This is a genomic window from Streptomyces sp. NBC_00523 (genome assembly GCF_036346615.1).
Taxonomy (GTDB): domain Bacteria; phylum Actinomycetota; class Actinomycetes; order Streptomycetales; family Streptomycetaceae; genus Streptomyces.
In genome coordinates this window covers 1,717,106-1,739,020 of the sequence record NZ_CP107836.1, presented here as the reverse complement: position 1 = coordinate 1,739,020, position 21,915 = coordinate 1,717,106, and the positions used below count along the sequence as shown (strand labels likewise).

The window sequence follows — 21,915 nt, the reverse complement described above, 5'->3', positions numbered from 1 at the left end:
CGTGGGCGTCGAGATGCCGGTTCGACTCCGGCCCGTGGAGCTTCGGTCCGCGGTCGTCTAAAGGCAGGACGCGACGACATAAAACTGATACGGGACCTTAAACGTGCCGGCGTGCCATGCAGGCGGCATCACAGGGCTCGGGGGCCGGCTACGCCCCCGGGCCCGCTCCTCATTCGGCGCGGACTCACTGCCGGTACCCCGCCAGGAACCGCCCGATCCGGCTGATCGCGGCGTCCAGGTCGTCCGCGTGCGGCAGGGTCAGGATGCGGAAGTGGTCGGGGCGCGGGTAGTTGAAGCCGGTGCCCTGGACGACCTGGATCTTCTCGCGCAGCAGCAGGTCGAGCACGAACTTCTCGTCGTCCGCGATCGGGTGCACCTTCGGGTCGATGCGCGGGAAGGCGTACAGCGCGCCCTTCGGCTTCACGCAGGACACGCCCGGGATCTCGTTCAGCTTCTGCCAGGCCCGGTCGCGCTGCTCGTACAGCCTGCCCCCGGGCACCACCAGGTCCCGGATCGACTGCCGGCCGCCGAGCGCGGCCTGAATGGCGTACTGGGCGGGGGCGTTGGGGCACAGCCGCATCGAGGCCAGCATCGTCAGCCCCTCCAGATAGCTGCGGGCGTGCTGCTTCGGGCCCGACACCACCATCCAGCCGGAGCGGAACCCGGCCACCCGGTACGTCTTCGAGAGCCCGCTGAAGGTGAGGCAGACCAGGTCCGGGGCGAGCACCGCCACGCTGTGGTGCTCGGCGTCGTCGTAGAGGATCTGGTCGTAGATCTCGTCGGCGAACACCATCAGGCCGTGCCTGCGGGCCAGGTCGAGGACGGCCTCAAGGACCTCGCGCGGATAGACGGCGCCGGTCGGGTTGTTGGGGTTGATGATCACGACGGCCCGGGTGCGGTCGGTGATCTTCGAGGCCATGTCGGCGACGTCCGGGTTCCAGTCGGACGCCTCGTCGCAGGTGTAGTGCACGGCCTTTCCGCCGGCCAGCGTCGTGACCGCGGTCCACAGCGGGTAGTCCGGGGACGGGATCAGCACCTCGTCGCCGTCCTCCAGGAGCCCCTGCACGGCCATCGAGATGAGCTCGGAGACGCCGTTGCCGAGGAAGACGTCGTCCACGCCGACCTCGGTGAGGCCCATCGCCTGGTAGCGCTGGACCACGGCGCGCCGGGCGGACAGGACGCCGCGCGAATCCGTGTAGCCGTGGGCCTGCGGGAGCATCCGGATCATGTCCTGGACGATCTCCTCCGGCGCCTCGAAGCCGAAGAGGGCCGGGTTGCCCGTGTTGAGCCGGAGCACGCTGTGGCCCGCCTCCTCCAGGGCGTTGGCGTGCTCGATGACGGGGCCCCGGATCTCGTAGCAGACCTCGTTGAGCTTGCTGGACTGGCGGAATTCCATGCGGTGCCTCCCCGACCCGATTGCGATACTTGGTTTTACCAAGCTCGGGCTTGGAAAGTCCAACAACATGTCTAGACTGCGTCGCATGCCACGTCAGCCACAGCCAGCGACCCGCCCGGCCCGCCGCCGGAGTTACGACCAGTTCTGCGCCGGCGCCCGCGCCCTGGACGCGGTCGGCGACCGGTGGACCTTGCTGATCGTCCGTGAACTGCTGGCCGGTCCGCGCCGCTACACCGATCTCCACGCCGACCTGCCGGGCGTCAGCACGGACGTCCTGGCCTCCCGGCTCAAGGACATGGAGCAGGGCGGCCTCGTCACCCGCCGCAAGCTCCCGCCCCCGGCCGCCGCCACGGTGTACGAGCTCACCGCTCGCGGCCACGGACTGCTGCCGGTCCTCGCCGCGCTCGCCGAGTGGGGCGCCCCCGCGCTGGCCGAACGGCGCCCCACGGACGCGGTCCGGGCGCACTGGTTCGCGCTCCCGCTGCTGAGCGCCCTGAAGGGGGCGGTCACGGGCGTGCTCGATGTCCGGCTGGACGAGGGCGAGTTCCACATCCGTACGGGCGAGGTGGCGGCCGGTGAGCCGGTGTACGGGGACGGGCCCGCCGACGGCGCCGACGCGCGCATCGTCCTCGACGCGGAGCTGTGCCTCGCGCTCGGGCGCGGCGAGCCGACGTTCGCGGAGGCGGTCGGGGACGGCCGGATTCAGGTGTACGGGGACGGTGCGCTGGCCGAGGAGCTGCGCGGCGCCTGACGGCCGGCCGGGCTGGGCCGGATGCCGATGGCGTGATTCCAGCGGTCCTCTTCCGGGTAGCGTCCGGGCATTTGAGATGTCCGTGACACCCGAGACAGGAGAGAGCCATGGGGAACGGCGTACAGCGGGTGCGGCAGAACCGGCTGGGCAGGGCGTTCGTCGTCGCGGGGTGTGTGGCGGCGCTCGCGTTCGTGCCGACGGCGGCCGGGGCCACGCCCGGCAGCGGGGTGACCGCGACCGTCGTGGCCAAGGGCACCTCGGCGGGCAAGCTGAAGGTGAAGGCGCCGAAGGGCCGCTCGGACGTCACCTTCCGCACGATCACCATCGAGCCGGGCGGCTCCACCGGCTGGCACACCCACAGCGGTCAGCTGATCGCCGTCGTCAAGTCCGGCACGCTGACCCGCACCCTGGACGACTGCTCGGTCGAGGTGTCCCCGGCCGGCACCTCGTTCATCGAGCCGTCGGGGAAGAAGCACCGCCACATCGGCCGCAATCTGGGCACCGAGCCGGTGGTCCTCTGGGTGACGTATCTGCTGCCCGAGGGCAGCGAACTCTCCGACGACGCCGACGCGGTGGACTGCGGGCCGGGGAAGTGACACCCCCTGGGGACACCGCCCGCCGAAGTCAGCGGGCGAGTGTCTCCCCGTACGCGCCGAGCCCGGCGATCACCAGCCCGTCGCGGAGGGTCAGCACCTCGTAGACCCGGCCGCCGATCTGGTTGCGGTAGTCGATCACCAGCGTGTCGACGCTCGCCCGGACGTCCATCACCTCGAACTCCAGGTCCGGGATGAGTTCGAGCCCGCGCTTCCAGTACGCCCGCAGGGCGTCCTTGCCGCGCACGGTCCCGGAGGGGTCACCGGTGAACCGGGCGATCATCGGGGAGCTGAAGGTCACGTCCTTGTGATAGTGCGTCAGGATGCGTTCCAGGTCGTGGGAGTTCCAGTCGTCCTGCCAGCGCGCTGCGAACTCACGGGCGTATTCAAGATCCATGGCCACGACCGTAATCCTCGCGGCGGATTCCGGCGGAGGTATTCCGGCATCCGGCCACCGGGCGGGACGCGCGATGATGGACCGGTGCGATTCGAAGCGATCACCCGGGACCGGCTGACGGACGCGCTCGCCGCGCACGCCGACGCGCTGGAACCGGCCGACGGCGGGCCCTGGCTGAAGATCGCCGTCGACGGTGCCCCGGCCGCCCGCCCCGCCGACCTGGCCGAATCCGTCGCCGAGGCGCTGCGCCTCCGGGGCCGCGCCGTGCTCCCCGTCCCCACCGCCGGATTCCTGCGGCCCGCGAGCCTGCGGTACGAGTACGGGAAACAGGACCCGGACTCGTACTTCGGCAGCTGGTTCGACACCGGCGCCCTGTGGCGCGAGGTGTTCGGCCCCCTGGAACCGGGCGGCAGCGGACGGGTGCTGCCCGACCTGTGGGACCCGGCGACGGACCGGGCCACCCGCAGCCCGTACCAGCGGCTGCCGGAGGGCGGGGTGCTGATCCTGCACGGCCCGCTGCTGCTCGGGCACTGGTTCCCCTTCGACCTCGCCGTCCACCTGCGCCTCTCGGCGGGTGCGCTGCGGCGGCGCACGGCGGAGGACGAGCGGTGGACCCTGCCCGCCTTCGAGCGGTACGAGGACGAGGTGGCGCCCGCCGACAGCGCGGACGCGGTGGTGCGCGCGGATGATCCGGGGCATCTGGCGTGGACGGGGTTGCGGTGAGTGTGCGGTCCGGGGCGCGGGGGCGGGGCGCGTGAGCTTCGCGTTCGGGGCCAGGTGAGGAGCGCGGGTTCGAGTCACGCTACTCACCCGGCAACGGCGGCCGCCCGCCCACCGTCGCGACGGCCTCCGCCCCCGCCCGGCACCCCGCCGCAGCCGCCGCCGCGTCGTCCGCGCCCGCCAGCCGCGCCGCGAGGAAGCCGCCGGTGAACGCGTCGCCCGCCCCGGTCGAGTCCACGGCCCGGCCGGCCGGGGACGCCGGGACCCGGCCGGTCACCGTGCCCCCGGCGGCGAGCAGCGCCCCGCCCTCGCCGAGCGTCACGACGACCCGGCGGTCGGGCATGCTCAACTTGGCGGCCGCGTCCGCCGGTTCCGGCAGGCCGGTGAGCAGCCGGGCCTCGTCCTCGTTGGGCAGCAGCAGGTCCGCCCGCTCGGTCAGGGCGAGGAACCGGTCGACGCCGAGACCGGCCAGGAAGCCCGCCGACGCGGGGTCCACGCTCACCGGAACCTTCCGCCGTACGGCCTCCCGCAGGGCGAGCAGGGCCGTCACCCGGCTCGTGTCGGCGAACAGCAGATAGCCCGACAGGTGGAGGTGGGCGACCCCGTCGAGCAGCGCGGGCGACCAGTCGTCGGGGGAGAGCCGCAGCACCGCGCCGCTGTCGGTGAGGAAGGTGCGCTCGGCGGCGGCGTCCACCAGGGCCACGACGGTCGCGGTCGGCGCCTCCTCGTCCACCGCGAGCAGCCCGCGCACCCCCGCCCGCCGCAGCAGACCGCGGTGCCAGTCCGCCGAGTCGGCGCCCACCCGGGCCAGCAGCCGCACGTCCCGGCAGCCCGCGCGCGCCGCCCAGCAGGCCACGTTGGCCCCCGCGCCGCCCGCCCGGGTCCGGATCACGGCGGCCGTGTCCGTGCCGTGGGCCAGCGCCGAGCCGTGCCGGGCCACCACATCGGTGACCACGTCCCCGACGACGAGGAGGCCGCCGCTCACCGCGCCGTCCAGGCCGTCGCGATACGGGCGGCGAGCGCCACATTGCCCCGGACCGCGGCGAGATTGGCCTCCAGCGAGGCGCCCCCGGTGTGCCGCACCAGCCGGTCCAGCAGGAACGGCGTGACCGCCTGCCCCGTGACCCCTTGCTCCCGGCAGGCCACCAGCGCCTCGGCGAGCACCCGGTCGTGCAGAGCGGGGTCCAGCTGCTCGTCCTCCGGTACGGGGTTGGCCACGATCAGCGCCGCCTCGGGGCCGCCCAGCGCGTCCTGGGCGCGCATCACCTCGGCGACCTCCCCGGGCGAGGTCACTGTCCAGTCGACCGGCTCGCCCGAACTGCTCAGGTAGAACCCGGGGAACGTGTCCGTGCCGTAGCCGAGCACCCCGACGCCCAGCGTTTCGAGGCGTTGCAGCGTGGCGGGCACGTCCAGGATCGACTTCACGCCCGCGCAGACCACGGTGATCCCCGTGCGCCCCAGCAGCCGCAGGTCCGCCGACTCGTCCTGCGTCTCGGTCCAGCCCCGGTGCACCCCGCCCAGCCCGCCGGTCGCGAAGACCCGCAGCCCGGCCCGGGCCGCCAGGAAGGCGGTCGCCGACACGGTCGTCGCCCCGCTCGCCCCGGCCGCCAGCGCCGGGGCGAGGTCGCGGTGGCCCAGCTTCCGCATCCCCGGGTCCTCGGCCACCCGTTCCAGCTCGGCCTTGTCCAGCCCGACCCTGGCCCGTCCGTCCAGCACCGCCACCGTCGCGGGCACGGCCCCGGCGGACCGCACCAGCCCCTCCAGCTCCCCGGCGACCCGCAGATTGCGGGGGCGGGGCAGGCCGTGGGCGATGATCGTCGACTCCAGGGCGACGACCGGCCGGTGCGCGGCGAGGGCGGCCCGCACCTCGGCGGAGAGGACCGGCGCGTAGGGGGCGGCGTCGAGGGGCGCGTTGAGTGACATGTCCACATCCCTGTCGCGGGTGGGCGGGACTCAAACGTGGCAGGGCCCGCCCCGGCCCGGCGGGTGGCGCGAAACCGCCCGTCGGTGGCCGCACACGAGGGCGCTAGGGTCGCCCCATGCCCTCCGAGACCGGTCAACCCGCCTCCTCCGTACGTGACTTCTACGACGACCTCGCCTCCGACTACGACCTCATGTACGCCGACTGGCAGGCGAGCATCGAGCGCCAGGCCGCCGCGCTGGCGGGCCTGATCACCACCGCGCTCGGCGCCGACACCCCGTACGACGTGCTGGACTGCGCCTGCGGCATCGGCACCCAGGCGCTCGGCCTCGCCGCGCTCGGACACCGGGTCACCGGGAGCGACCTGAGCCCCGGCGCCGCTGCCCGCGCCGCGAAGGAGGCGGCCGCGCGCGGCCTGGACCTGCGCACCACGGCCGCCGACATGACGCGGCTGCCCTTCGGCGACCGCTCCTTCGACGTCGTCGTGTGCGCCGACAACTCGCTGCCGCACCTGCTCACCCCGGAAGCGGTGCAGGCGGCGCTCGGCGAGATGCGCAGGGTGCTCCGCCCCGGCGGCGTACTCCTGGTCTCCACCCGGCCCTACGACCGGCTGCGCCGCGAGCGGCCCGCGTCCACACCACCGCAGGTCAGGGAGGAGACCGGCGGCCGGGTCGTCACCTTCCAGCTGTGGCGCTGGCGCCCGGACGGCGAGCGCTACGACCTGGAGCACTTCCAGCTGCACCCCGCGGCGGAGGGGCACGAGGGCTGGGACGTGCGCACGCGCCGCACCTCGTACTGGGCGCTCGGGCAGGACCAGCTCACCGGATTCGCCCGGCGGGCCGGTCTCACGGAGCCCGCCTGGCACGAGCCGGAGGCCACGGGCTTCTTCCAGCCGGTGCTGGTCGCGCACCGGCCGGACGCGGACCCTGACCCCGCCTGACGGCACCGCTCAGAACAGCGGCTCCGGCAGCACCCCTTCCAGCGCCAGCAGCTGCCGCTTGGTCTCCAGACCGCCGCCGAACCCGCCAATCCCGCCGTCGCTCTCCACCACCCTGTGGCACGGCACCACCACAGGAAGAGGATTGGACCCCATCGCCGCGCCCACCGCCTGGGCCGCGCCCGGCTGTCCGACCCGCTCGGCCAGCTCCCCGTAACCGGCGACCGTCCCGTACGGCACGCCCCGCGCCAGCTCCTGGAGCACCTGGCGGTTGAAGCCGGCGGTCAGCGACCAGTCCAGGCCGAGCGAGAACTCCCGCAGCGTCCCCGCGAAGTACGCCTCGAACTGGCGCACCGGCTCGGCCAGCCGGGCGGAGCCGGGGGCCTCGGCCGGCTCCGCGCCGAGCCGGCCGCGCAGCCGGTCCAGCGCCCTGTCCCGTATCTCCGGGCGGGCGTGGAAGACGACGCTCACCAGCCCCGTCTCCGTCGCGGCCAGCATCAACGGACCGATGCCGCTCTCGACCACGGCCCACTCGACGACCCCGTTGCTGTCCATGCCACCACCGTACGGCGGCCCACTGACAACGGGGCCCGGCGGACTCAGCCCCGCGTCGCCGCGCGCACCACGTCGGGGGTGTTCGTGATGATCCCGTCCACCCCCATGGACTCGACCCGGCGGGCGGCGGCCGCGTCGTTCACCGTCCAGGAGTTCACCTGGAGCGCCTTGCCGTGCGGGCCCTTCAGGGCGTGCACCGCCGTCACATAGCTGCCCGACAGGCCCGTGTACGAGGGGTTGATCTGGTCGGCGAACGCCGCGTACGCGGGCAGCTCGGAGACGGCCGGGGCGCCGAGGAAACCGGTGACCAGGTCCGGGCGCAGGGAGTGCACCGTACGCAGGCTGTCGGCCCCGAAGCTCTGGATCACCAGGCGGCTGCGGACGTGGCTCGTGTCCAGCCAGCCCTCCTCACCCAGCACCCGGAGGGTCGCCCGCTCGATCCCCGGGTAGCTCTCCGGGCTCTTGATCTCCAGCAGGAGGTTCTGCCCGTTGTGGCCGATCCGCTTCAGATACTGGTGGAGGGTCGGCACCCGGGTCCCGGCGTACGCGGGCCCGAACCAGCTGCCCGCGTCCAGCCGGGAGATCTCGGCGGCCGTGAAGTCCTTGACCGCCCAGGGCGCACGCTCCGGGAACACCTCCTCGGCGTTCGTCGTCCGCTTGAGATCGGTGTCGTGGATGACGACCACCACCCCGTCCCTGGTCAGCTGGACGTCGTTCTCCACCCAGTCGAAGCCCAGCGCGTCGGCCTTGTCCACGGACCTGAGCGTGTTCTCGGGGGCGTAGGCCGAGGCGCCCCGGTGGGCGTAGACGCGCGGGTGGTCCGCCGCGGCGTCGGAGGCCCGGCGGACCGGGGCGACCTGTTGGACCGGGTGCCGGGGCAGCGGGATCTCCGCGACCGGGGTGCCCGGATTCGGCATCAGCAACGTGCCGGCGCCCATGACGGCAGCGGCGGCGACGGAGGCGGTAGCGGTGCCTGCGTGCACGTGGACTCCTTGCGTCAGAGTTGCGGACGGCCCGAGCGTCCCAGCCGTCCCCGAACACGGGACAGGCGCAGGATGGCCACTGTGTGAAGGGACCGCGTCACCCGCTGTCGGCCCGGTCGATAAGATGCGGCACTTCTGTTGTGTCTGCCGGGCCCCGCGCCCGGACGACAGGGCCCTGGGATCGTCCCGACCCGGGCTTGCTGCTGCGAAGGGCGTACAAGGATGCAGGGCACGATCGACGGCTTCAGCTACGGAGCGGTGACCCCTGCGGCGGCGTTCCTGATGGCGTGCCTCGGCGCGGCGCTGGGCCTGCGCTGCACCACGCGGTCACTGCGTACCGAGCGTTCCTTCCGGGCCGGCTGGCTGGCTCTCGGGGCGACCTCCATAGGTTCGGGCATCTGGACCATGCACTTCATCGCGATGACGGGCTTCTCCGTCGAAGAGGTGCCGATCGGCTACGACAAACCGATCACCTTCGCCAGCCTCGCCGTGGCGATCGTGATGGTCGGCATCGGGATCTTCCTGGTCGGGTACCGGGGCGCCACCCGCATGGCCCTGGTGACGGGAGGCACGATCACCGGGCTCGGTGTGGCCTCCATGCATTACCTCGGCATGGCGGGAATGCGTCTTGATGGGCAGTTCGAGTACGACACGGTGACCGTGGGCCTCTCCGTGGTCATCGCCGTCGTCGCCTCGACCGCCGCGCTGTGGGCCGCCGTCTCCATCCACGGCTTCCTGCCCAGCCTCGGCGCGAGCGTCGTGATGGGCGTCGCCGTGAGCGGCATGCACTACACCGGCATGGCCGCGCTCCGGGTCCATCTGCACCCCGCCGCTTCGACCGCCGCCCACGCCTCCGGCGACAGCGCGGGCTCGCTGCTGGTGCCCATGCTGCTCGGCCCCGCCTGCTTCCTGCTGCTGGCCGCCGTCGTGGTCATGTTCGACCCGCTGGTGGTCATGGGCACGCCCGACTGGGACGACCCGCGCGCCGCCCGGGCCCCCGGCATCCCGGCCCAGCGCCAGGTCCCGCGCTTCGGCACCCACGCCGACCCGGCCTCCTTCCACTCCCGCCCGCGCGACGCCGTGGGGCCCGCGGACTGGTGAACCGGGCCGGTTGTCAGTGGCGGGTCGTACGGTGGTTGCATGCGGCCAGTCTCGAAGATCGAACGTACGGTGGCGCCTTTCGAGGTCATCAGTCCCTATCAGCCCAGCGGCGACCAGCCCACGGCCATCGCCGAGCTGGAGAAGCGCGTCCGCGCAGGTGAGAAGGACGTCGTGCTCCTCGGCGCGACCGGCACCGGTAAATCCGCGACCACCGCGTGGATGATCGAGAAGCTCCAGCGCCCGACGCTGGTGATGGCGCCGAACAAGACGCTCGCCGCCCAGCTGGCCAACGAGTTCCGCGAGCTCCTGCCCAACAACGCCGTCGAGTACTTCGTCTCGTACTACGACTACTACCAGCCCGAGGCGTACGTCCCGCAGTCGGACACCTACATCGAGAAGGACTCCTCGATCAACGAGGAGGTCGAGCGGCTGCGCCACTCCGCGACCAACTCGCTGCTCACCCGGCGCGACGTCGTCGTGGTCGCCTCCGTCTCCTGCATCTACGGCCTCGGTACGCCGCAGGAGTACGTGGACCGCATGGTCCAGCTCAAGGTGGGCGACGAGGTCGACCGCGACCAGCTGCTGCGCCGCTTCGTGGAGATCCAGTACACGCGCAACGACCTGGCCTTCACCCGGGGCACCTTCCGGGTGCGCGGCGACACCATCGAGATCTTCCCGGTCTACGAGGAGCTCGCCGTCCGCATCGAGATGTTCGGCGACGAGATCGAGGCGCTGTCCACGCTGCACCCGCTGACCGGCGAGGTCATCAGCGAGGACCAGTCCCTCCACGTCTTCCCCGCCACCCACTACGTGGCGGGTCCCGAGCGCATGGAGAAGGCCGTCAGCGGCATCGAGCGGGAGCTGGAGGAGCGCCTGGCCGAGCTGGAGAAGCAGGGCAAGATGCTGGAGGCCCAGCGGCTCCGCATGCGTACGACGTACGACATCGAGATGCTCCGCCAGATCGGCACCTGCTCCGGTGTCGAGAACTACTCGATGCACTTCGACGGCCGTTCCCCCGGCACCGCCCCCAACACCCTCCTCGACTACTTCCCGGAGGACTTCCTCCTGGTGCTGGACGAGTCGCACGTCACGGTCCCGCAGATCGGCGCCATGTACGAGGGCGACGCCTCCCGCAAGCGGACCCTGGTCGACCACGGCTTCCGGCTGCCGTCCGCCCTGGACAACCGCCCGCTGAAGTGGGAGGAATTCCTCCAGCGGATCAACCAGACGGTCTACCTCTCCGCCACCCCGGGCAACTACGAGATGTCCCGCGGCGACGGCTTCGTGGAGCAGATCATCCGTCCGACCGGCCTGGTCGACCCCGAGGTCGTCGTCAAGCCCACCGAGGGCCAGATCGACGACCTGGTGCACGAGATCCGGACGCGCGCCGAGCGCGACGAACGGGTCCTGGTCACCACGCTCACCAAGAAGATGGCGGAGGACCTGACCGACTACTTCCTGGAGCTCGGCATCCAGGTCCGCTACCTCCACAGCGACGTCGACACGCTGCGCCGCATCGAGCTGCTGCGCGAGCTGCGCTCCGGCGAGTACGACGTCCTGGTCGGGATCAACCTCCTGCGCGAGGGCCTGGACCTGCCCGAGGTGTCCCTCGTGGCCATCCTCGACGCCGACAAGCAGGGCTTCCTGCGGTCGGGCACCTCGCTGATCCAGACCATCGGCCGCGCGGCGCGCAACGTCTCGGGCCAGGTCCATATGTACGCGGACAAGGTCACCCCGGCCATGGCGCAGGCCATCGACGAGACCAACCGCCGCCGCGAGAAGCAGATCGCGTACAACACCGAGCGCGGCATCGACCCGCAGCCGCTGCGCAAGAAGATCAACGACATCGTCGCCACCATCGCCCGCGAGGAGATCGACACCGAGCAGCTGCTCGGCACCGGCTACCGCCAGGGCAAGGAGGGCAAGGCACCGGTGCCCGCCCTCGGCAAGCACGCCGTCCCCGGCGACGGCAAGGCGGCGACGGCCGGGAAGTCCGCGAAGGCCGGCAAGGCGGGCAAGGCCGCCGCGGCGGTCACCGACCGCCCGGCGACCGAACTGGCCGGGATCATCGAGGAGATGACGGACCGGATGCGCGCCGCCGCGGCCGACCTCCAGTTCGAGGTCGCCGCCCGGCTGCGCGACGAGGTGGGCGAGCTGAAGAAGGAGCTCCGCCAGATGCGCGAGGCCGGTCTGGCCTGACCGGCCGGGGCGCTTCGGACGGCATGTTGCAGGACCGACACAAAACGGCCCAGGCCCTCCGCGCGGGTGACACCACTGCGTAGGGTGCTGGGAAACCGCACAAGGACGGTTGCGGGGAATGCGGAGAGGGGACAGCGCGTGACGGTCAATATGACCAAGGGTCAGGCCATCAGCCTGCAGAAGAGCGACGGGGGGACCCTGACCGCGGTACGGATGGGGCTCGGCTGGCAGGCGGCACCGCGCCGCGGTCTGTTCGGCTCGCGCACCCGGGAGATCGACCTGGACGCCTCGGCCGTCCTGTTCGCCGACAAGCAGCCGGTCGACGTCGTATTCTTCCGGCACCTCACCAGCGACGACGGCTCGGTGCGCCACACCGGGGACAACCTCGTGGGCGGCGCCGGTTCCGGCGGCGACGACGAGGCGATCCTCGTGGACCTCCAGCGGGTGCCGGTCCACATCGACCAGATCGTCTTCACGGTGAACTCCTTCACCGGCCAGACGTTCCAGGAGGTGCAGAACGCCTTCTGCCGCATCGTGGACGAGACCAACGGCCAGGAGCTCGCCCGCTACACGCTGGACGGCGGCGGGCAGTACACCGCGCAGATCATGGCGAAGGTGCACCGGGCGGGCAACGCCTGGAAGATGACCGCCATCGGCACCCCGGCCAACGGCCGCACCTTCCAGGACCTCATGCCGGCGATCCTGCCGCACCTGTAGGACGGCACACCGGACCACGAGGTCCGCATCGCGGTACGCGCAGCTCCCGGCGGCATCGGCCACCGGGAGCTGCCCGCATACTTCACCAACACCAGCGGTAATACGTCGAGGGGACAGGGCAATGACGGCCGAGCTGGTCCGGGGGCAGAACCACACCTTGCCCCAGACCCGTCTGGAGATCCGGATATCGGCCGGGGCGCCCGTCGTCGCCGGTGCCACGCTCGGTGACGAGCAGGGCAGGGTGGCCGGCGTCGAGTGGATCGCCCACCCCGGATCGCCGCAGTTGCACGGCCTCGAAGTCTCCCGGCAGGCCGCCGCCGACCACCGCCTCGCCGTCGACCTGGACGCCCTGCCCGAAGGGGTCCACCGGGTCACGGTGCTGCTGGCCCTCCCGCTCGGCGCCGGCGGACCGACCCGGTTCGGCGCCGTCGCCTCGCCCTTCGTCGCGGTCACCGGCCTCGACGGCGCCGAGATCGCCACCTTCACGCTGACCGGCCTCGACAGCGAGTCCGCGGTCGCCGCCCTGGAGCTGTACCGCCGCCAGGGCGCCTGGAAGGTCCGCGCGGTCGGCCAGGGATACGCGGGCGGCCTCGCGGCCATGCTCGCCGACCAGGGCGTGGACCGAGCCGCCGAGCTGGCCGGGACCATTCAGGACGCGGTCGCCCGGGGCCTCGCCCGCTCGGTGGCCCCGCCGCCGCCCCGCACCCCGGAGGGCGACCGGGTCAGGCACGCGCCCACCCCGGCCCCCGCCCCGGGCAACGGGCAGCCGCCCGTCCCGCCGCCCGCGCCCGCCACGCCTCAGCCGGCCGCACCCGCGCAGCCCGAGCCGCTGGCGGAGCCGGCCGCCCCGGGCGGCCCGGTCAACTACGCGCACCCGCGCCGCCAGTCCACCGCGCCCCCGCCGCCGCCCCCGGCCGCGCCGCCCGCGCAGCCGGGGCAGCCCGCCCAGCCCGTCGCCGGGGACGCCACCGGCTGGTCCATGGACGAGCGCCTGTACAACCAGGTGTGGGGCATGTTCGAGGACCTGGCCCGCGCCGTCGCCGCCTACCGCAGCGCCGTCGACTTCGCCGAGTCCCGGATGGACCAGGAGCTGGAGCGCACCCTGTCCGACCCGCGCAGCCGCATCGGGGGCGCGGGGGACCGGGCCCGCGAGGAGGCGCGCGCCAAGCGCGACGAGCTGACCTCCCGCGCCCGCGAGTCCCTGGACCGCGACCTCGCCCAGCTCGACGCCGAGTCCGCCGTCGTGGAGCCCGCGCTCCCCGCCCCGTACGCGGGCTGGGACAACCCCGTCTGGCACGGCTACCGGGTGCCGATGGAGATCCCCATGGCGCTGCGCATCGGCGACCTCCACCTCCCGGAGCGCGCCGACCTGCGCATCCCGCTCCTCGTCCGGCTGCCGCTGGAGCGGGGCATGTGGATCGACAGCGGGCGCACCGCCTCCGAGGCCGCCGCGCTGACCGGCCCGGACCAGCTGCGCAGGCTCGCGATGGAGACCGCCGTGCTGCACGCGGCCCGGCTGCTGGCGGTCTACCCGCCGAACGAGTTCACGGTCCACGTCATCGACCCGGCCGGATCGGCCGCCGGGGCGCTCGCCCCGCTGGTCCGCTCCGGGGTGCTGCCCTCGCCGCCCGCCGCCGGGGCGCAGGGCGTCTCCTCGGTCCTCACCCACCTCACCCGGCGGGTGGACCTGGTGCAGATGGCGATCCGGGCCGGTGCCGCCGACTCGCTGCCGCCGGACCTGGACCCGGCCGAGCAGCTGCTGATCGTCAACGACTTCCCGCACGGCTTCGACGACCGGGCGGTGACCCAGCTGCGCTACCTCGCCGACGAGGGGCCGTCCGTGGGCGTCCACCTGATGATGGTCGCGGACCGGGAGGAGGCGTCCGAGTACGGCCCGATCCTGGACCCGCTGTGGCGCTCGCTGCTGCGGGTCACCCCGGTCGCCGACGACCATCTGGCCGACCCCTGGGTCGGTCACGCGTGGACGTACGAGCCGCCCAGGACACCGCCGGGGAGCGCGGTCCTGGACCAGGTGCTGGAGCGGGTGGCGCATGCCCGCCGCACCGGGCACCGCTGAGCCGCAGAGTCCCGTAAAGGCTTTGGTAAACCGCACCTGACCTGCTCTTTTGGAGATTCTTTAGGCTTCTCTTTACCTTTCTTTGGTATTTCCTGTACCGTTCATGGAGCGGAGGGGAGTACTCCCATACGCGGCGTTCCCGTCAGTACGGACTGTGACCGGTCCCGGGGCGCCGGCCCAGGCGCGCAGCCCGTGCGCCCGGGTGGAAGAGACCTCCGGCAGCGACGACGCTGATCAGTAGCCCGTAGCGAACTGCCGGAGGCGCAGTGGACGTTTCATGGACCCTCTGGGCGCTGACCATCTTTGGTCTGTGCGCCCTCATCGCCGTCGACTTCTTCATCGGGCGCAAGCCCCATGACGTGTCGACCAAGGAAGCCGGGATCTGGACGATCGTCTGGATCGTGCTGGCCGCCCTCTTCGGCCTCGGGCTGCTCGTCTTCGGCGAGACCCAGGCATCGGGCGAGTTCTTCGCCGGGTACATCACCGAGAAGTCGCTCAGCGTCGACAACCTCTTCGTCTTCGTGCTGATCATGGCGAAGTTCTCGGTGCCCTCCCACCTCCAGCAGCGGGTGCTGCTGATCGGTGTGCTGATCGCACTGGTGCTGCGCGCGATCTTCATCGCGGCCGGCGCCGCGGTCATCGCCAACTTCTCGTGGATCTTCTACATCTTCGGCGCGTTCCTGATCTACACCGCCTGGAAGCTCATCCAGGAGGCGCGGGCGGACGACGAGGACGAGGAGTTCGAGGAGAACCGCCTCCTGAAGAGCATCGAGCGCCGCTTCGGTGTCGCCGACCGGTACCACGGCACCAAGCTCTTCATCCGCAACAACGGCAAGCGCGTCATGACCCCGCTGATGGTCGTCATGCTCGCCATCGGCACCACCGACGTGCTGTTCGCGCTGGACTCCATCCCCGCGATCTTCGGCCTCACCCAGGACCCGTACATCGTCTTCACCGCCAACGCCTTCGCCCTGATGGGCCTGCGCCAGCTGTACTTCCTGATCGGCGGTCTGCTGGAGAAGCTGGTCCACCTCAGCTACGGGCTGTCGGTGATCCTCGGCTTCATCGGGATCAAGCTGGTGCTGCACGCCCTGCACGAGTCGGGGGTGCACGTCCCCGAGATCTCCATCCCGGTCTCGCTCGGCGTGATCTGCGGGGTGCTGATCATCACCACGATCACCAGCCTCATGGCCAACAAGAAGAAGGCCGAGGCCGAGGCCCGCGAGGCGAAGACCGGGGACCGCGTCTAGCCGCAGCGGTACGGGACGGACGGTCCCGCCTCACCAGCCCCGGGCGCGCCACTCGGGCAGGTGGGGCCGTTCGTCCCCCAGCGTGGTGTCGCGCCCGTGGCCCGGGTAGACCCAGGTCTCGTCCGGCAGCGGCGCGAAGAGCTTGGTCTCCACGTCGTGCAGCAGGCTCGCGAACGCCTCGGGGTCCTTGTGCGTGTTGCCGACGCCGCCGGGGAAGAGGCAGTCCCCGGTGAACAGGTGCGGCGCCCCGTGCGGGTCGTCGTACAGGAGCGAGATCGACCCCGGGGTGTGCCCGGTGAGATGGCGGGCGGTGAGCGCCACCTCGCCCACCCGGATCGTGTCGCCGTCCTCGACCAGGACCTCCGTCGGCACCTCGATGCCCTCGGCGTCGAACCGCCCCGCGAAGGTGCGCGCCCCGGTCGCGGCGACGACCTCGGCCAGGGCCCGCCAGTGGTCGCGGTGCCGGTGGGTGGTGACGACGGAGAGGATCGAGTCGTCACCGATCAGCCGCAGCAGCGTCCCGGCCTCGTCGGCCGCGTCGATCAGCAGCTGCTCGCCGGTGGCCCGGCAGCGCAGCAGATAGGCGTTGTTGTCCATCGGGCCGACGGCGACCTTCGAGATCATCAGATCCGTCAGCTCGTGCACATCGGCGGGCCCGCCGACCCTCACCGCTCCGCTGTACGTCATGTTCCTCAGCCTATAGCGGGGGCAGCGCCGGAAGCGTGCCGCCTTCGACCGTGAGCGACGAGCCGTCGCGCCGACCGCTGAGCCACCCCAGCAGCTCGGGCGCCGTGCCCCGGACGGCGACGGGCCCGCCCTCCGCGCCGCCGCCGGTCGTCCACACCCGCCCGGTGTCGTCGACGACTGCCGTCGACACGACCTCGGGGTGCCTGCCGAACCGCTCGGCCAGGAAGTCGATCTCCCGCGCGGTGAACTCCTCCGGCAGGTCCTCCAGCTCGTAGCCCACGCCCAGGTCGACGTGGTGCAGCTCCACCTCGCCGCGGCGCCGGAAGGGCACGCGCGCGGCCGAGTCCGTCAAACCGTTGCGCAGGGTCACCGTGCGCGACCAGTCCGCGGGCTCGGCCGCCGCCTCCACGAAACGGGCCGCGCTCGCCGTCAGGTCGGCGAGCTGCTGCTCCTGGGGCCGGGAGGCGTCCCGCTCGATGTCGCGGTCCCGGGTTTCGCTGTCTGCGTACATCGGCAGGCCGCGGAGAACATTTGCGAGCGCGTCGGCGTTACGGGAGAGGTGCGCGATGACATGACCGCGGCTCCAGCCCGGCAGGCGTGACGGCTCGGACAGCGCCGCGTCGTCCAGTTTTCCGGTGGCTCCGAGCAGCCGATCCGTCGCTTCCCGGAGTGCTGCCAGGTCGTGCGCATGATCAGTCATGGGGCCGAGCCTAGCTGCGGCCACTCGTTCGGGTGAAGGAGTTCTCAGCCGTCCGCAATTCGAATGTGCGTGCTATACGCTCGAAGTCGAAAGCTTCGTACACCGCTGTGGCGCCCCCCATACCCTGGGCCGGGGGCTCAGTTCCCCCAACTCTCTCCAGAAAGGTGCGGACCGGCGTGGCCGACCGTCTCATCGTCCGTGGCGCTCGCGAGCACAACCTCAAGAACGTCTCGCTCGACCTTCCCCGCGACTCCCTCATCGTCTTCACCGGGCTCTCCGGGTCGGGCAAGTCGTCGCTCGCGTTCGACACGATCTTCGCCGAGGGCCAGCGGCGCTACGTGGAGTCGCTCTCCTCGTACGCCCGGCAGTTCCTCGGCCAGATGGACAAGCCGGACGTCGACTTCATCGAGGGCCTGTCGCCCGCCGTCTCCATCGACCAGAAGTCGACCTCGCGCAACCCGCGCTCGACGGTCGGCACCATCACCGAGGTCTACGACTACCTCCGGCTGCTCTTCGCCCGGATCGGCAAGCCGCACTGCCCCGAGTGCCACCGCCCGATCTCGCGCCAGTCGCCGCAGGCCATCGTGGACAAGGTCCTCGGCCTGCCCGAGGGCAGCCGCTTCCAGGTGCTCTCGCCGCTGGTGCGCGAGCGCAAGGGCGAGTTCGTGGACCTGTTCTCGGACCTCCAGACCAAGGGCTACAGCCGCGCCCGGGTGGACGGCGCCACGATCCAGCTCTCCGAGCCGCCCACGCTCAAGAAGCAGGAGAAGCACACCATCGAGGTCGTCATCGACCGCCTCACCGTGAAGGACAGCGCCAAGCGCCGGCTGACGGACTCCGTCGAGACCGCGCTCGGCCTTTCCGGCGGCATGGTCGTACTCGACTTCGTGGACCTCCCCGAGGACGACCCCGAGCGCGAGCGGATGTACTCGGAGCACCTCTACTGCCCGTACGACGACCTCTCCTTCGAGGAGCTGGAGCCGCGCTCCTTCTCCTTCAACTCCCCGTTCGGCGCCTGCCCCGACTGCACCGGCATCGGTACGCGGATGGAGGTCGACCCAGAGCTGATCGTCCCGGACGAGGAGAAGTCCCTGGACGAGGGCGCCATCCACCCCTGGTCCCACGGCCACACCAAGGAGTACTTCGGCCGCCAGATCAACGCCCTGGCCGAAGCCCTCGGCTTCCGTACGGACATCCCCTGGGCCGGGCTGCCGCAGCGCGCCAAGAAGGCCCTGCTGCACGGCCACAAGATCCAGACCGAGGTCCGCTACCGCAACCGGTACGGGCGCGAGCGCGCCTACACCACCCCGTCCTTCGAGGGCGCCGTCCAGTTCGTCAAGCGGCGGCACTCCGAGGCCGAGAGCGATTCCAGCCGGGAGCGCTTCGAGGGGTACATGCGCGAGGTCCCGTGCCCGACCTGTGAGGGCACCCGGCTCAAGCCGATCGTCCTCGCGGTCACGGTGATGGAGAAGTCCATCGCCGAGGTCTCCGCGATGTCGATCAGCGAGTGCGCCGAATTCCTCGGCCGCCTCAAGCTGAACGCGCGCGACAAGAAGATCGCCGAGCGGGTCCTCAAGGAGGTCAACGAGCGGCTGAAGTTCCTGGTCGACGTCGGCCTGGACTACCTCTCGCTGAACCGCGCCGCGGGCACCCTGTCCGGCGGCGAGGCCCAGCGCATCCGGCTCGCCACGCAGATCGGCTCCGGCCTCGTCGGCGTGCTCTACGTGCTGGACGAGCCCTCCATCGGACTGCACCAGCGCGACAACCACCGGCTGATCGAGACCCTGGTCCGCCTCCGGGACATGGGCAACACGCTCATCGTCGTGGAGCACGACGAGGACACCATCAAGGTCGCCGACTGGGTGGTCGACATCGGCCCCGGCGCCGGTGAGCACGGCGGCAAGGTCGTCCACTCCGGCTCGCTCAAGGAGCTGCTGGCCAACGACAAGTCGGTCACCGGGCAGTATCTGACCGGCAAGCGGTCGATCCCCGTCCCCGACGTGCGGCGTCCCGTGGACCCCTCGCGGCTGCTCACGGTGCACGGCGCCCGGGAGAACAACCTCCGGGACATCGACGTCTCCTTCCCGCTCGGCGTGCTGACCGCCGTCACCGGGGTCTCCGGCTCCGGCAAGTCGACGCTGGTCAACGACATCCTCTACACCCACCTGGCCCGCGAGCTGAACGGCGCCAAGTCGGTGCCCGGCCGGCACACCCGGGTCGACGGGGACGACCTGGTCGACAAGGTGGTGCACGTCGACCAGTCGCCCATCGGCCGTACGCCCCGGTCCAACCCGGCCACGTACACCGGCGTCTTCGACCACGTCCGCAAGCTGTTCGCGGAGACGATGGAGGCCAAGGTCCGCGGTTATCTGCCGGGCCGGTTCTCCTTCAACGTCAAGGGCGGCCGCTGCGAGAACTGCTCCGGCGACGGCACGATCAAGATCGAGATGAACTTCCTGCCCGACGTGTACGTCCCGTGCGAGGTCTGCCACGGTGCGCGCTACAACCGGGAGACCCTGGAGGTCCACTACAAGGGCAAGTCCATCGCCGAGGTGCTGGACATGCCGATCGAGGAGGGCCTGGAGTTCTTCGAGGCCGTCCCCACGATCGCCCGTCATCTGCGCACGCTGAACGAGGTCGGCCTCGGCTATGTGCGGCTCGGCCAGTCCGCGCCGACGCTCTCCGGCGGTGAGGCCCAGCGGGTCAAGCTCGCCAGCGAGCTCCAGAAGCGCTCCACCGGCCGCACGGTCTACGTCCTGGACGAGCCGACCACCGGTCTGCACTTCGAGGACATCTCCAAGCTGATCAAGGTGCTCTCCGGCCTGGTCGACAAGGGGAACTCGGTGATCGTCATCGAGCACAACCTCGACGTCATCAAGACCGCCGACTGGGTCGTGGACATGGGCCCCGAGGGCGGCAGCGGCGGCGGCCTGGTCATCGCCGAGGGCACCCCGGAATACGTGGCGGGCGCCCCCGCCAGCCACACCGGGAAGTTCCTCCAGGACATCCTGGACGCCGACCGGGTCAGCGAGGCCGCTGTTCCGGCCGCGCGTAAGCCGGCCGGGAAGAAGGCCGCGAAGTCCGCCCCGGCCGCGAGGAAGACGGCGACGGCCAAGACGGCGACGAAGGCGGCCGCGACGAAGAAGACGACCGCCAAGAAAACGGCCGCCAAGAAGACGGCCCGCGCCCGCAAGGGCTGACACCGGACACCCGGTGCGAGGCGGCGGCCCCTGCCGACGGGGGGCCGCCGCCTCGCCGCGTTCCCGGCTCTCCCAGCGCGCCGGCCGCCGCCTCGCCGCGCTCCCGGCCCCGGCGAGCCACGACAGGCCCCCGCGCGGAGGCGCCCGTCTCCGCCGGTATCGTCGGTTACGTCACCGATGCCGCGGCCGCCCCGGGCAGCCCCGGCACGGTTTCCCGATCTGACCGCCCGACCCGTGGAGACCGCATGTCCGGCCAGCCCGCCGCCCGCCGCACCGTGCTGAAGGGCGCCGCTCTCGCCGGCGTCGCCGGGCTGGGCGCCGCCGCCTGCTCGACCGACTCGAAGCTCGGCCACGCCGAGACGCCGACCCCCACCGCCCCCGTCGAGCTCGGCGCGCCCGACGAGGTCCCCGTCGGCGAGTCCAAGCTCTACCGCGAGCAGCGCGTCGTCGTGACCTGCCCGGCCAAGGGGGAGTTCAAGGCGTTCAGTGCCCAGTGCACCCACGCCGGCTGCCTGCTGGACAAGGTCGAGAAGAACGAGGGCCACTGCCCCTGCCACGGCAGCCGCTTCGACACCACGACCGGCAAGGCCATCCACGGCCCCGCGACCGTGCCGCTGCCCGCCGTCCCGGTCCGCGTCGAGGGCGGAAGGCTGATCGCGGGCCCCGACGCCTGACCCGGCAGCCCCCCGTTTACTCCCAGTCCCAGTCGATCCCGACCAGCCCCGGCCGCACCCCCTGCTCCACCAGATGCACGGTCCGGTGCCGGCCGGTCAGCGTGAGCTCCGCCCGCGCGCCCCGGGGCGCGCCCGCCGACGCCTGGGCGAAGCTCCGGCACCGTACCGGCAGCGCCTCCTCGGCGAACCCGACCTGGAGCACGTACTGCCCGCCGCCGAAGGTGAAGCCGCGCATGTACTCGCCGCACGGCCCGCCCGTGCCGTCCTCGAAGCCGTAGCCGAAGAGGTACGTGTCGCCCGCCCGCAGCCGGGTGTCGAACAGCAGCTCGGCGATCAGCACCCCGGTCTCCCGGTCCCAGCGGACCCGGCCCGTCCGGCAGTTCTCCCGGGCGCGCACCTCGACCCGCGCCGGATCGCAGCCCGGATCCCCCACGTACACCGCGAGATAGCGGTCGATGCCGTCCCGGTGGGCGCGCACCACGTGCTGCGAGGCCCGCTGCTGCATCTGGCGCCCCGGCCCGATCCGTACCCGTTCCTGGTGGCCCACCGTGTGCAGCCCGCCGTCCGCGGGTGACTCCATGTCCGCGAGCAGCCGCTCCACGGCCCCGGACGTCTCCACCAGCGAGCGGTACGTGCGCGCGGGCGGGCGCTCGGTGTCCGGACGGGGCTCCTCGGTGTCCAGGAGTCCGAGCAGCGAGTTCGGCGGCAGGGCGAGGACCTCCTCCAGGGCCTTCACGGCGCGCAGCGACTCCGGACGCTGCGGGCGGCGGGCGCCCTGCTGCCAGTAACTCAGGCTGGTCACACCGAGCTTGATCCCCCGGTGCGCGAGATGGTGCCGGACCCGCTGGAGCGGCAGGCCGCGCACCGACAGCGCGGTGCGCAGGGCCAGGTGGAACGGGCCGGTGTGCAGCACCTGCGCCAGTTCGGCCTCGGTGTGCCGCATGGGTCCTCCTGGTGAACGTTCACGCCGGCCGGGCACGGGGCCGCGCCGACGGATGCCGGTCCGCAGGTGGCCGGGGGCGCGCGTTCACACCTCGGCCCCGGACGTTCACACCGC

20 protein-coding genes are annotated in these 21,915 nt (G+C 72.0%); 11 read left to right on the top strand and 9 right to left on the bottom strand.

What is annotated here, in order from left to right:
• Positions 1-184: 184 nt before the first annotated feature.
• On the bottom strand, positions 185-1,396 hold the full coding sequence (locus OHS17_RS07870; protein WP_330311581.1) for a pyridoxal phosphate-dependent aminotransferase: 1,212 nt from the start codon (positions 1,394-1,396) through the stop codon (positions 185-187).
• 85 nt (positions 1,397-1,481) lie between these two features.
• On the opposite strand from OHS17_RS07870, the gene OHS17_RS07865 reads away from it, so the two are divergent.
• Together OHS17_RS07865 and OHS17_RS07860 are read left to right on the top strand one after the other, a co-directional pair.
• Positions 1,482-2,147 carry a winged helix-turn-helix transcriptional regulator gene (locus tag OHS17_RS07865; RefSeq protein WP_330311580.1) on the top strand — a complete coding sequence of 222 codons (666 nt, stop codon included), beginning with the start codon at positions 1,482-1,484 and terminating at the stop codon, positions 2,145-2,147.
• Positions 2,148-2,254: 107 nt separating this feature from the next.
• A complete protein-coding gene (locus OHS17_RS07860) occupies positions 2,255-2,743 on the top strand; it encodes a cupin domain-containing protein (protein WP_330311579.1) in 489 nt (162 codons plus the stop codon).
• 28 nt (positions 2,744-2,771) lie between these two features.
• Here the strand turns inward: OHS17_RS07860 and OHS17_RS07855 are convergent, their stop codons facing one another.
• Positions 2,772-3,137 (bottom strand): nuclear transport factor 2 family protein, encoded by a 366-nt coding sequence (locus OHS17_RS07855; RefSeq protein WP_330311578.1) that lies wholly within the window; start codon positions 3,135-3,137, stop codon positions 2,772-2,774.
• 84 nt (positions 3,138-3,221) lie between these two features.
• Between OHS17_RS07855 and OHS17_RS07850 the strand changes: the two genes are divergently transcribed.
• Positions 3,222-3,860, top strand: a complete 639-nt coding sequence (locus OHS17_RS07850; RefSeq protein ID WP_330311577.1) for a uridine kinase — start codon at positions 3,222-3,224, stop codon at positions 3,858-3,860.
• Between the two features lie 79 nt (positions 3,861-3,939).
• Here OHS17_RS07850 and OHS17_RS07845 read toward each other — a convergent pair whose 3' ends face one another.
• Positions 3,940-4,842: a carbohydrate kinase family protein gene (locus tag OHS17_RS07845; RefSeq protein WP_330311576.1), complete on the bottom strand. Its 903-nt coding sequence runs from the start codon at positions 4,840-4,842 to the stop codon at positions 3,940-3,942.
• The gene (locus OHS17_RS07840) at positions 4,839-5,780 is read right to left on the bottom strand and encodes a pseudouridine-5'-phosphate glycosidase (RefSeq protein WP_330311575.1); all 942 of its coding nucleotides are present in this window, start codon (positions 5,778-5,780) and stop codon (positions 4,839-4,841) included. Before OHS17_RS07840 ends, OHS17_RS07845 begins: the two co-directional genes overlap by 4 nt.
• A gap of 116 nt (positions 5,781-5,896) precedes the next feature.
• On the opposite strand from OHS17_RS07840, the gene OHS17_RS07835 reads away from it, so the two are divergent.
• A complete protein-coding gene (locus OHS17_RS07835) occupies positions 5,897-6,718 on the top strand; it encodes a class I SAM-dependent methyltransferase (protein ID WP_330311574.1) in 822 nt (273 codons plus the stop codon).
• Between the two features lie 9 nt (positions 6,719-6,727).
• On the opposite strand, the gene OHS17_RS07830 is transcribed toward OHS17_RS07835, so the two are convergent.
• On the bottom strand, positions 6,728-7,270 hold the full coding sequence (locus OHS17_RS07830) for a methylated-DNA--[protein]-cysteine S-methyltransferase (protein WP_330311573.1): 543 nt from the start codon (positions 7,268-7,270) through the stop codon (positions 6,728-6,730).
• A 44-nt stretch (positions 7,271-7,314) separates the two neighbouring features.
• Positions 7,315-8,253, bottom strand: a complete 939-nt coding sequence (locus OHS17_RS07825) for a glycerophosphodiester phosphodiesterase (RefSeq protein WP_330311572.1) — start codon at positions 8,251-8,253, stop codon at positions 7,315-7,317.
• Positions 8,254-8,475: 222 nt separating this feature from the next.
• Here OHS17_RS07825 and OHS17_RS07820 point away from each other — a divergent pair, with 222 nt between their 5' ends.
• The 5 genes from OHS17_RS07820 to OHS17_RS07800 all read left to right on the top strand — a co-directional run bounded on the left by OHS17_RS07820 (position 8,476) and on the right by OHS17_RS07800 (position 15,597).
• Positions 8,476-9,354, top strand: coding sequence for an MHYT domain-containing protein (locus tag OHS17_RS07820; protein WP_330311571.1), 879 nt, complete (start codon positions 8,476-8,478; stop codon positions 9,352-9,354).
• Positions 9,355-9,393: 39 nt separating this feature from the next.
• Positions 9,394-11,553 (top strand): excinuclease ABC subunit UvrB, encoded by a 2,160-nt coding sequence (gene uvrB / locus OHS17_RS07815; protein ID WP_330311570.1) that lies wholly within the window; start codon positions 9,394-9,396, stop codon positions 11,551-11,553.
• 138 nt (positions 11,554-11,691) lie between these two features.
• On the top strand, positions 11,692-12,270 hold the full coding sequence (locus OHS17_RS07810; protein WP_026171720.1) for a TerD family protein: 579 nt from the start codon (positions 11,692-11,694) through the stop codon (positions 12,268-12,270).
• A gap of 121 nt (positions 12,271-12,391) precedes the next feature.
• Positions 12,392-14,347, top strand: a complete 1,956-nt coding sequence (locus tag OHS17_RS07805) for a TerD family protein (RefSeq protein ID WP_330311569.1) — start codon at positions 12,392-12,394, stop codon at positions 14,345-14,347.
• A gap of 266 nt (positions 14,348-14,613) precedes the next feature.
• Positions 14,614-15,597 (top strand): TerC family protein, encoded by a 984-nt coding sequence (locus OHS17_RS07800; RefSeq protein WP_018104592.1) that lies wholly within the window; start codon positions 14,614-14,616, stop codon positions 15,595-15,597.
• 30 nt (positions 15,598-15,627) lie between these two features.
• Here the strand turns inward: OHS17_RS07800 and OHS17_RS07795 are convergent, their stop codons facing one another.
• Entirely contained in the window at positions 15,628-16,284 is a 657-nt protein-coding gene (locus OHS17_RS07795; RefSeq protein ID WP_018104593.1) for an MBL fold metallo-hydrolase, read from the bottom strand.
• Between the two features lie 10 nt (positions 16,285-16,294).
• Entirely contained in the window at positions 16,295-16,984 is a 690-nt protein-coding gene (locus OHS17_RS07790) for a maleylpyruvate isomerase family mycothiol-dependent enzyme (protein WP_330311568.1), read from the bottom strand.
• Between the two features lie 176 nt (positions 16,985-17,160).
• Between OHS17_RS07790 and uvrA the strand changes: the two genes are divergently transcribed.
• Together uvrA and OHS17_RS07780 are read left to right on the top strand one after the other, a co-directional pair.
• Positions 17,161-20,184: an excinuclease ABC subunit UvrA gene (gene uvrA / locus OHS17_RS07785; protein ID WP_330311567.1), complete on the top strand. Its 3,024-nt coding sequence runs from the start codon at positions 17,161-17,163 to the stop codon at positions 20,182-20,184.
• Positions 20,185-20,429: 245 nt separating this feature from the next.
• Complete coding sequence (locus tag OHS17_RS07780; protein WP_330311566.1) at positions 20,430-20,858, top strand: Rieske (2Fe-2S) protein; 429 nt, start codon at positions 20,430-20,432, stop codon at positions 20,856-20,858.
• 16 nt (positions 20,859-20,874) lie between these two features.
• Here the strand turns inward: OHS17_RS07780 and OHS17_RS07775 are convergent, their stop codons facing one another.
• Complete coding sequence (locus tag OHS17_RS07775; RefSeq protein WP_330311565.1) at positions 20,875-21,801, bottom strand: hypothetical protein; 927 nt, start codon at positions 21,799-21,801, stop codon at positions 20,875-20,877.
• Positions 21,802-21,915: the final 114 nt, after the last annotated feature.

Excerpts from the sequence above, each read along its gene's own strand:
- OHS17_RS07870 (WP_330311581.1), bottom strand. The coding sequence starts at position 1,396 with ATGGAATTCCGCCAGTCCAGCAAGCTCAACGAGGTCTGCTACGAGATC.
- OHS17_RS07865 (WP_330311580.1), top strand. The coding sequence starts at position 1,482 with ATGCCACGTCAGCCACAGCCAGCGACCCGCCCGGCCCGCCGCCGGAGT.
- OHS17_RS07860 (WP_330311579.1), top strand. The coding sequence starts at position 2,255 with ATGGGGAACGGCGTACAGCGGGTGCGGCAGAACCGGCTGGGCAGGGCG.
- OHS17_RS07855 (WP_330311578.1), bottom strand. The coding sequence starts at position 3,137 with ATGGATCTTGAATACGCCCGTGAGTTCGCAGCGCGCTGGCAGGACGAC.
- OHS17_RS07840 (WP_330311575.1), bottom strand. The coding sequence starts at position 5,780 with ATGTCACTCAACGCGCCCCTCGACGCCGCCCCCTACGCGCCGGTCCTC.
- OHS17_RS07835 (WP_330311574.1), top strand. The coding sequence starts at position 5,897 with ATGCCCTCCGAGACCGGTCAACCCGCCTCCTCCGTACGTGACTTCTAC.
- OHS17_RS07830 (WP_330311573.1), bottom strand. The coding sequence starts at position 7,270 with ATGGACAGCAACGGGGTCGTCGAGTGGGCCGTGGTCGAGAGCGGCATC.
- OHS17_RS07820 (WP_330311571.1), top strand. The coding sequence starts at position 8,476 with ATGCAGGGCACGATCGACGGCTTCAGCTACGGAGCGGTGACCCCTGCG.
- uvrB (WP_330311570.1), top strand. The coding sequence starts at position 9,394 with ATGCGGCCAGTCTCGAAGATCGAACGTACGGTGGCGCCTTTCGAGGTC.
- OHS17_RS07805 (WP_330311569.1), top strand. The coding sequence starts at position 12,392 with ATGACGGCCGAGCTGGTCCGGGGGCAGAACCACACCTTGCCCCAGACC.
- OHS17_RS07795 (WP_018104593.1), bottom strand. The coding sequence starts at position 16,284 with ATGACGTACAGCGGAGCGGTGAGGGTCGGCGGGCCCGCCGATGTGCAC.
- OHS17_RS07790 (WP_330311568.1), bottom strand. The coding sequence starts at position 16,984 with ATGACTGATCATGCGCACGACCTGGCAGCACTCCGGGAAGCGACGGAT.
- OHS17_RS07780 (WP_330311566.1), top strand. The coding sequence starts at position 20,430 with ATGTCCGGCCAGCCCGCCGCCCGCCGCACCGTGCTGAAGGGCGCCGCT.
- OHS17_RS07775 (WP_330311565.1), bottom strand. The coding sequence starts at position 21,801 with ATGCGGCACACCGAGGCCGAACTGGCGCAGGTGCTGCACACCGGCCCG.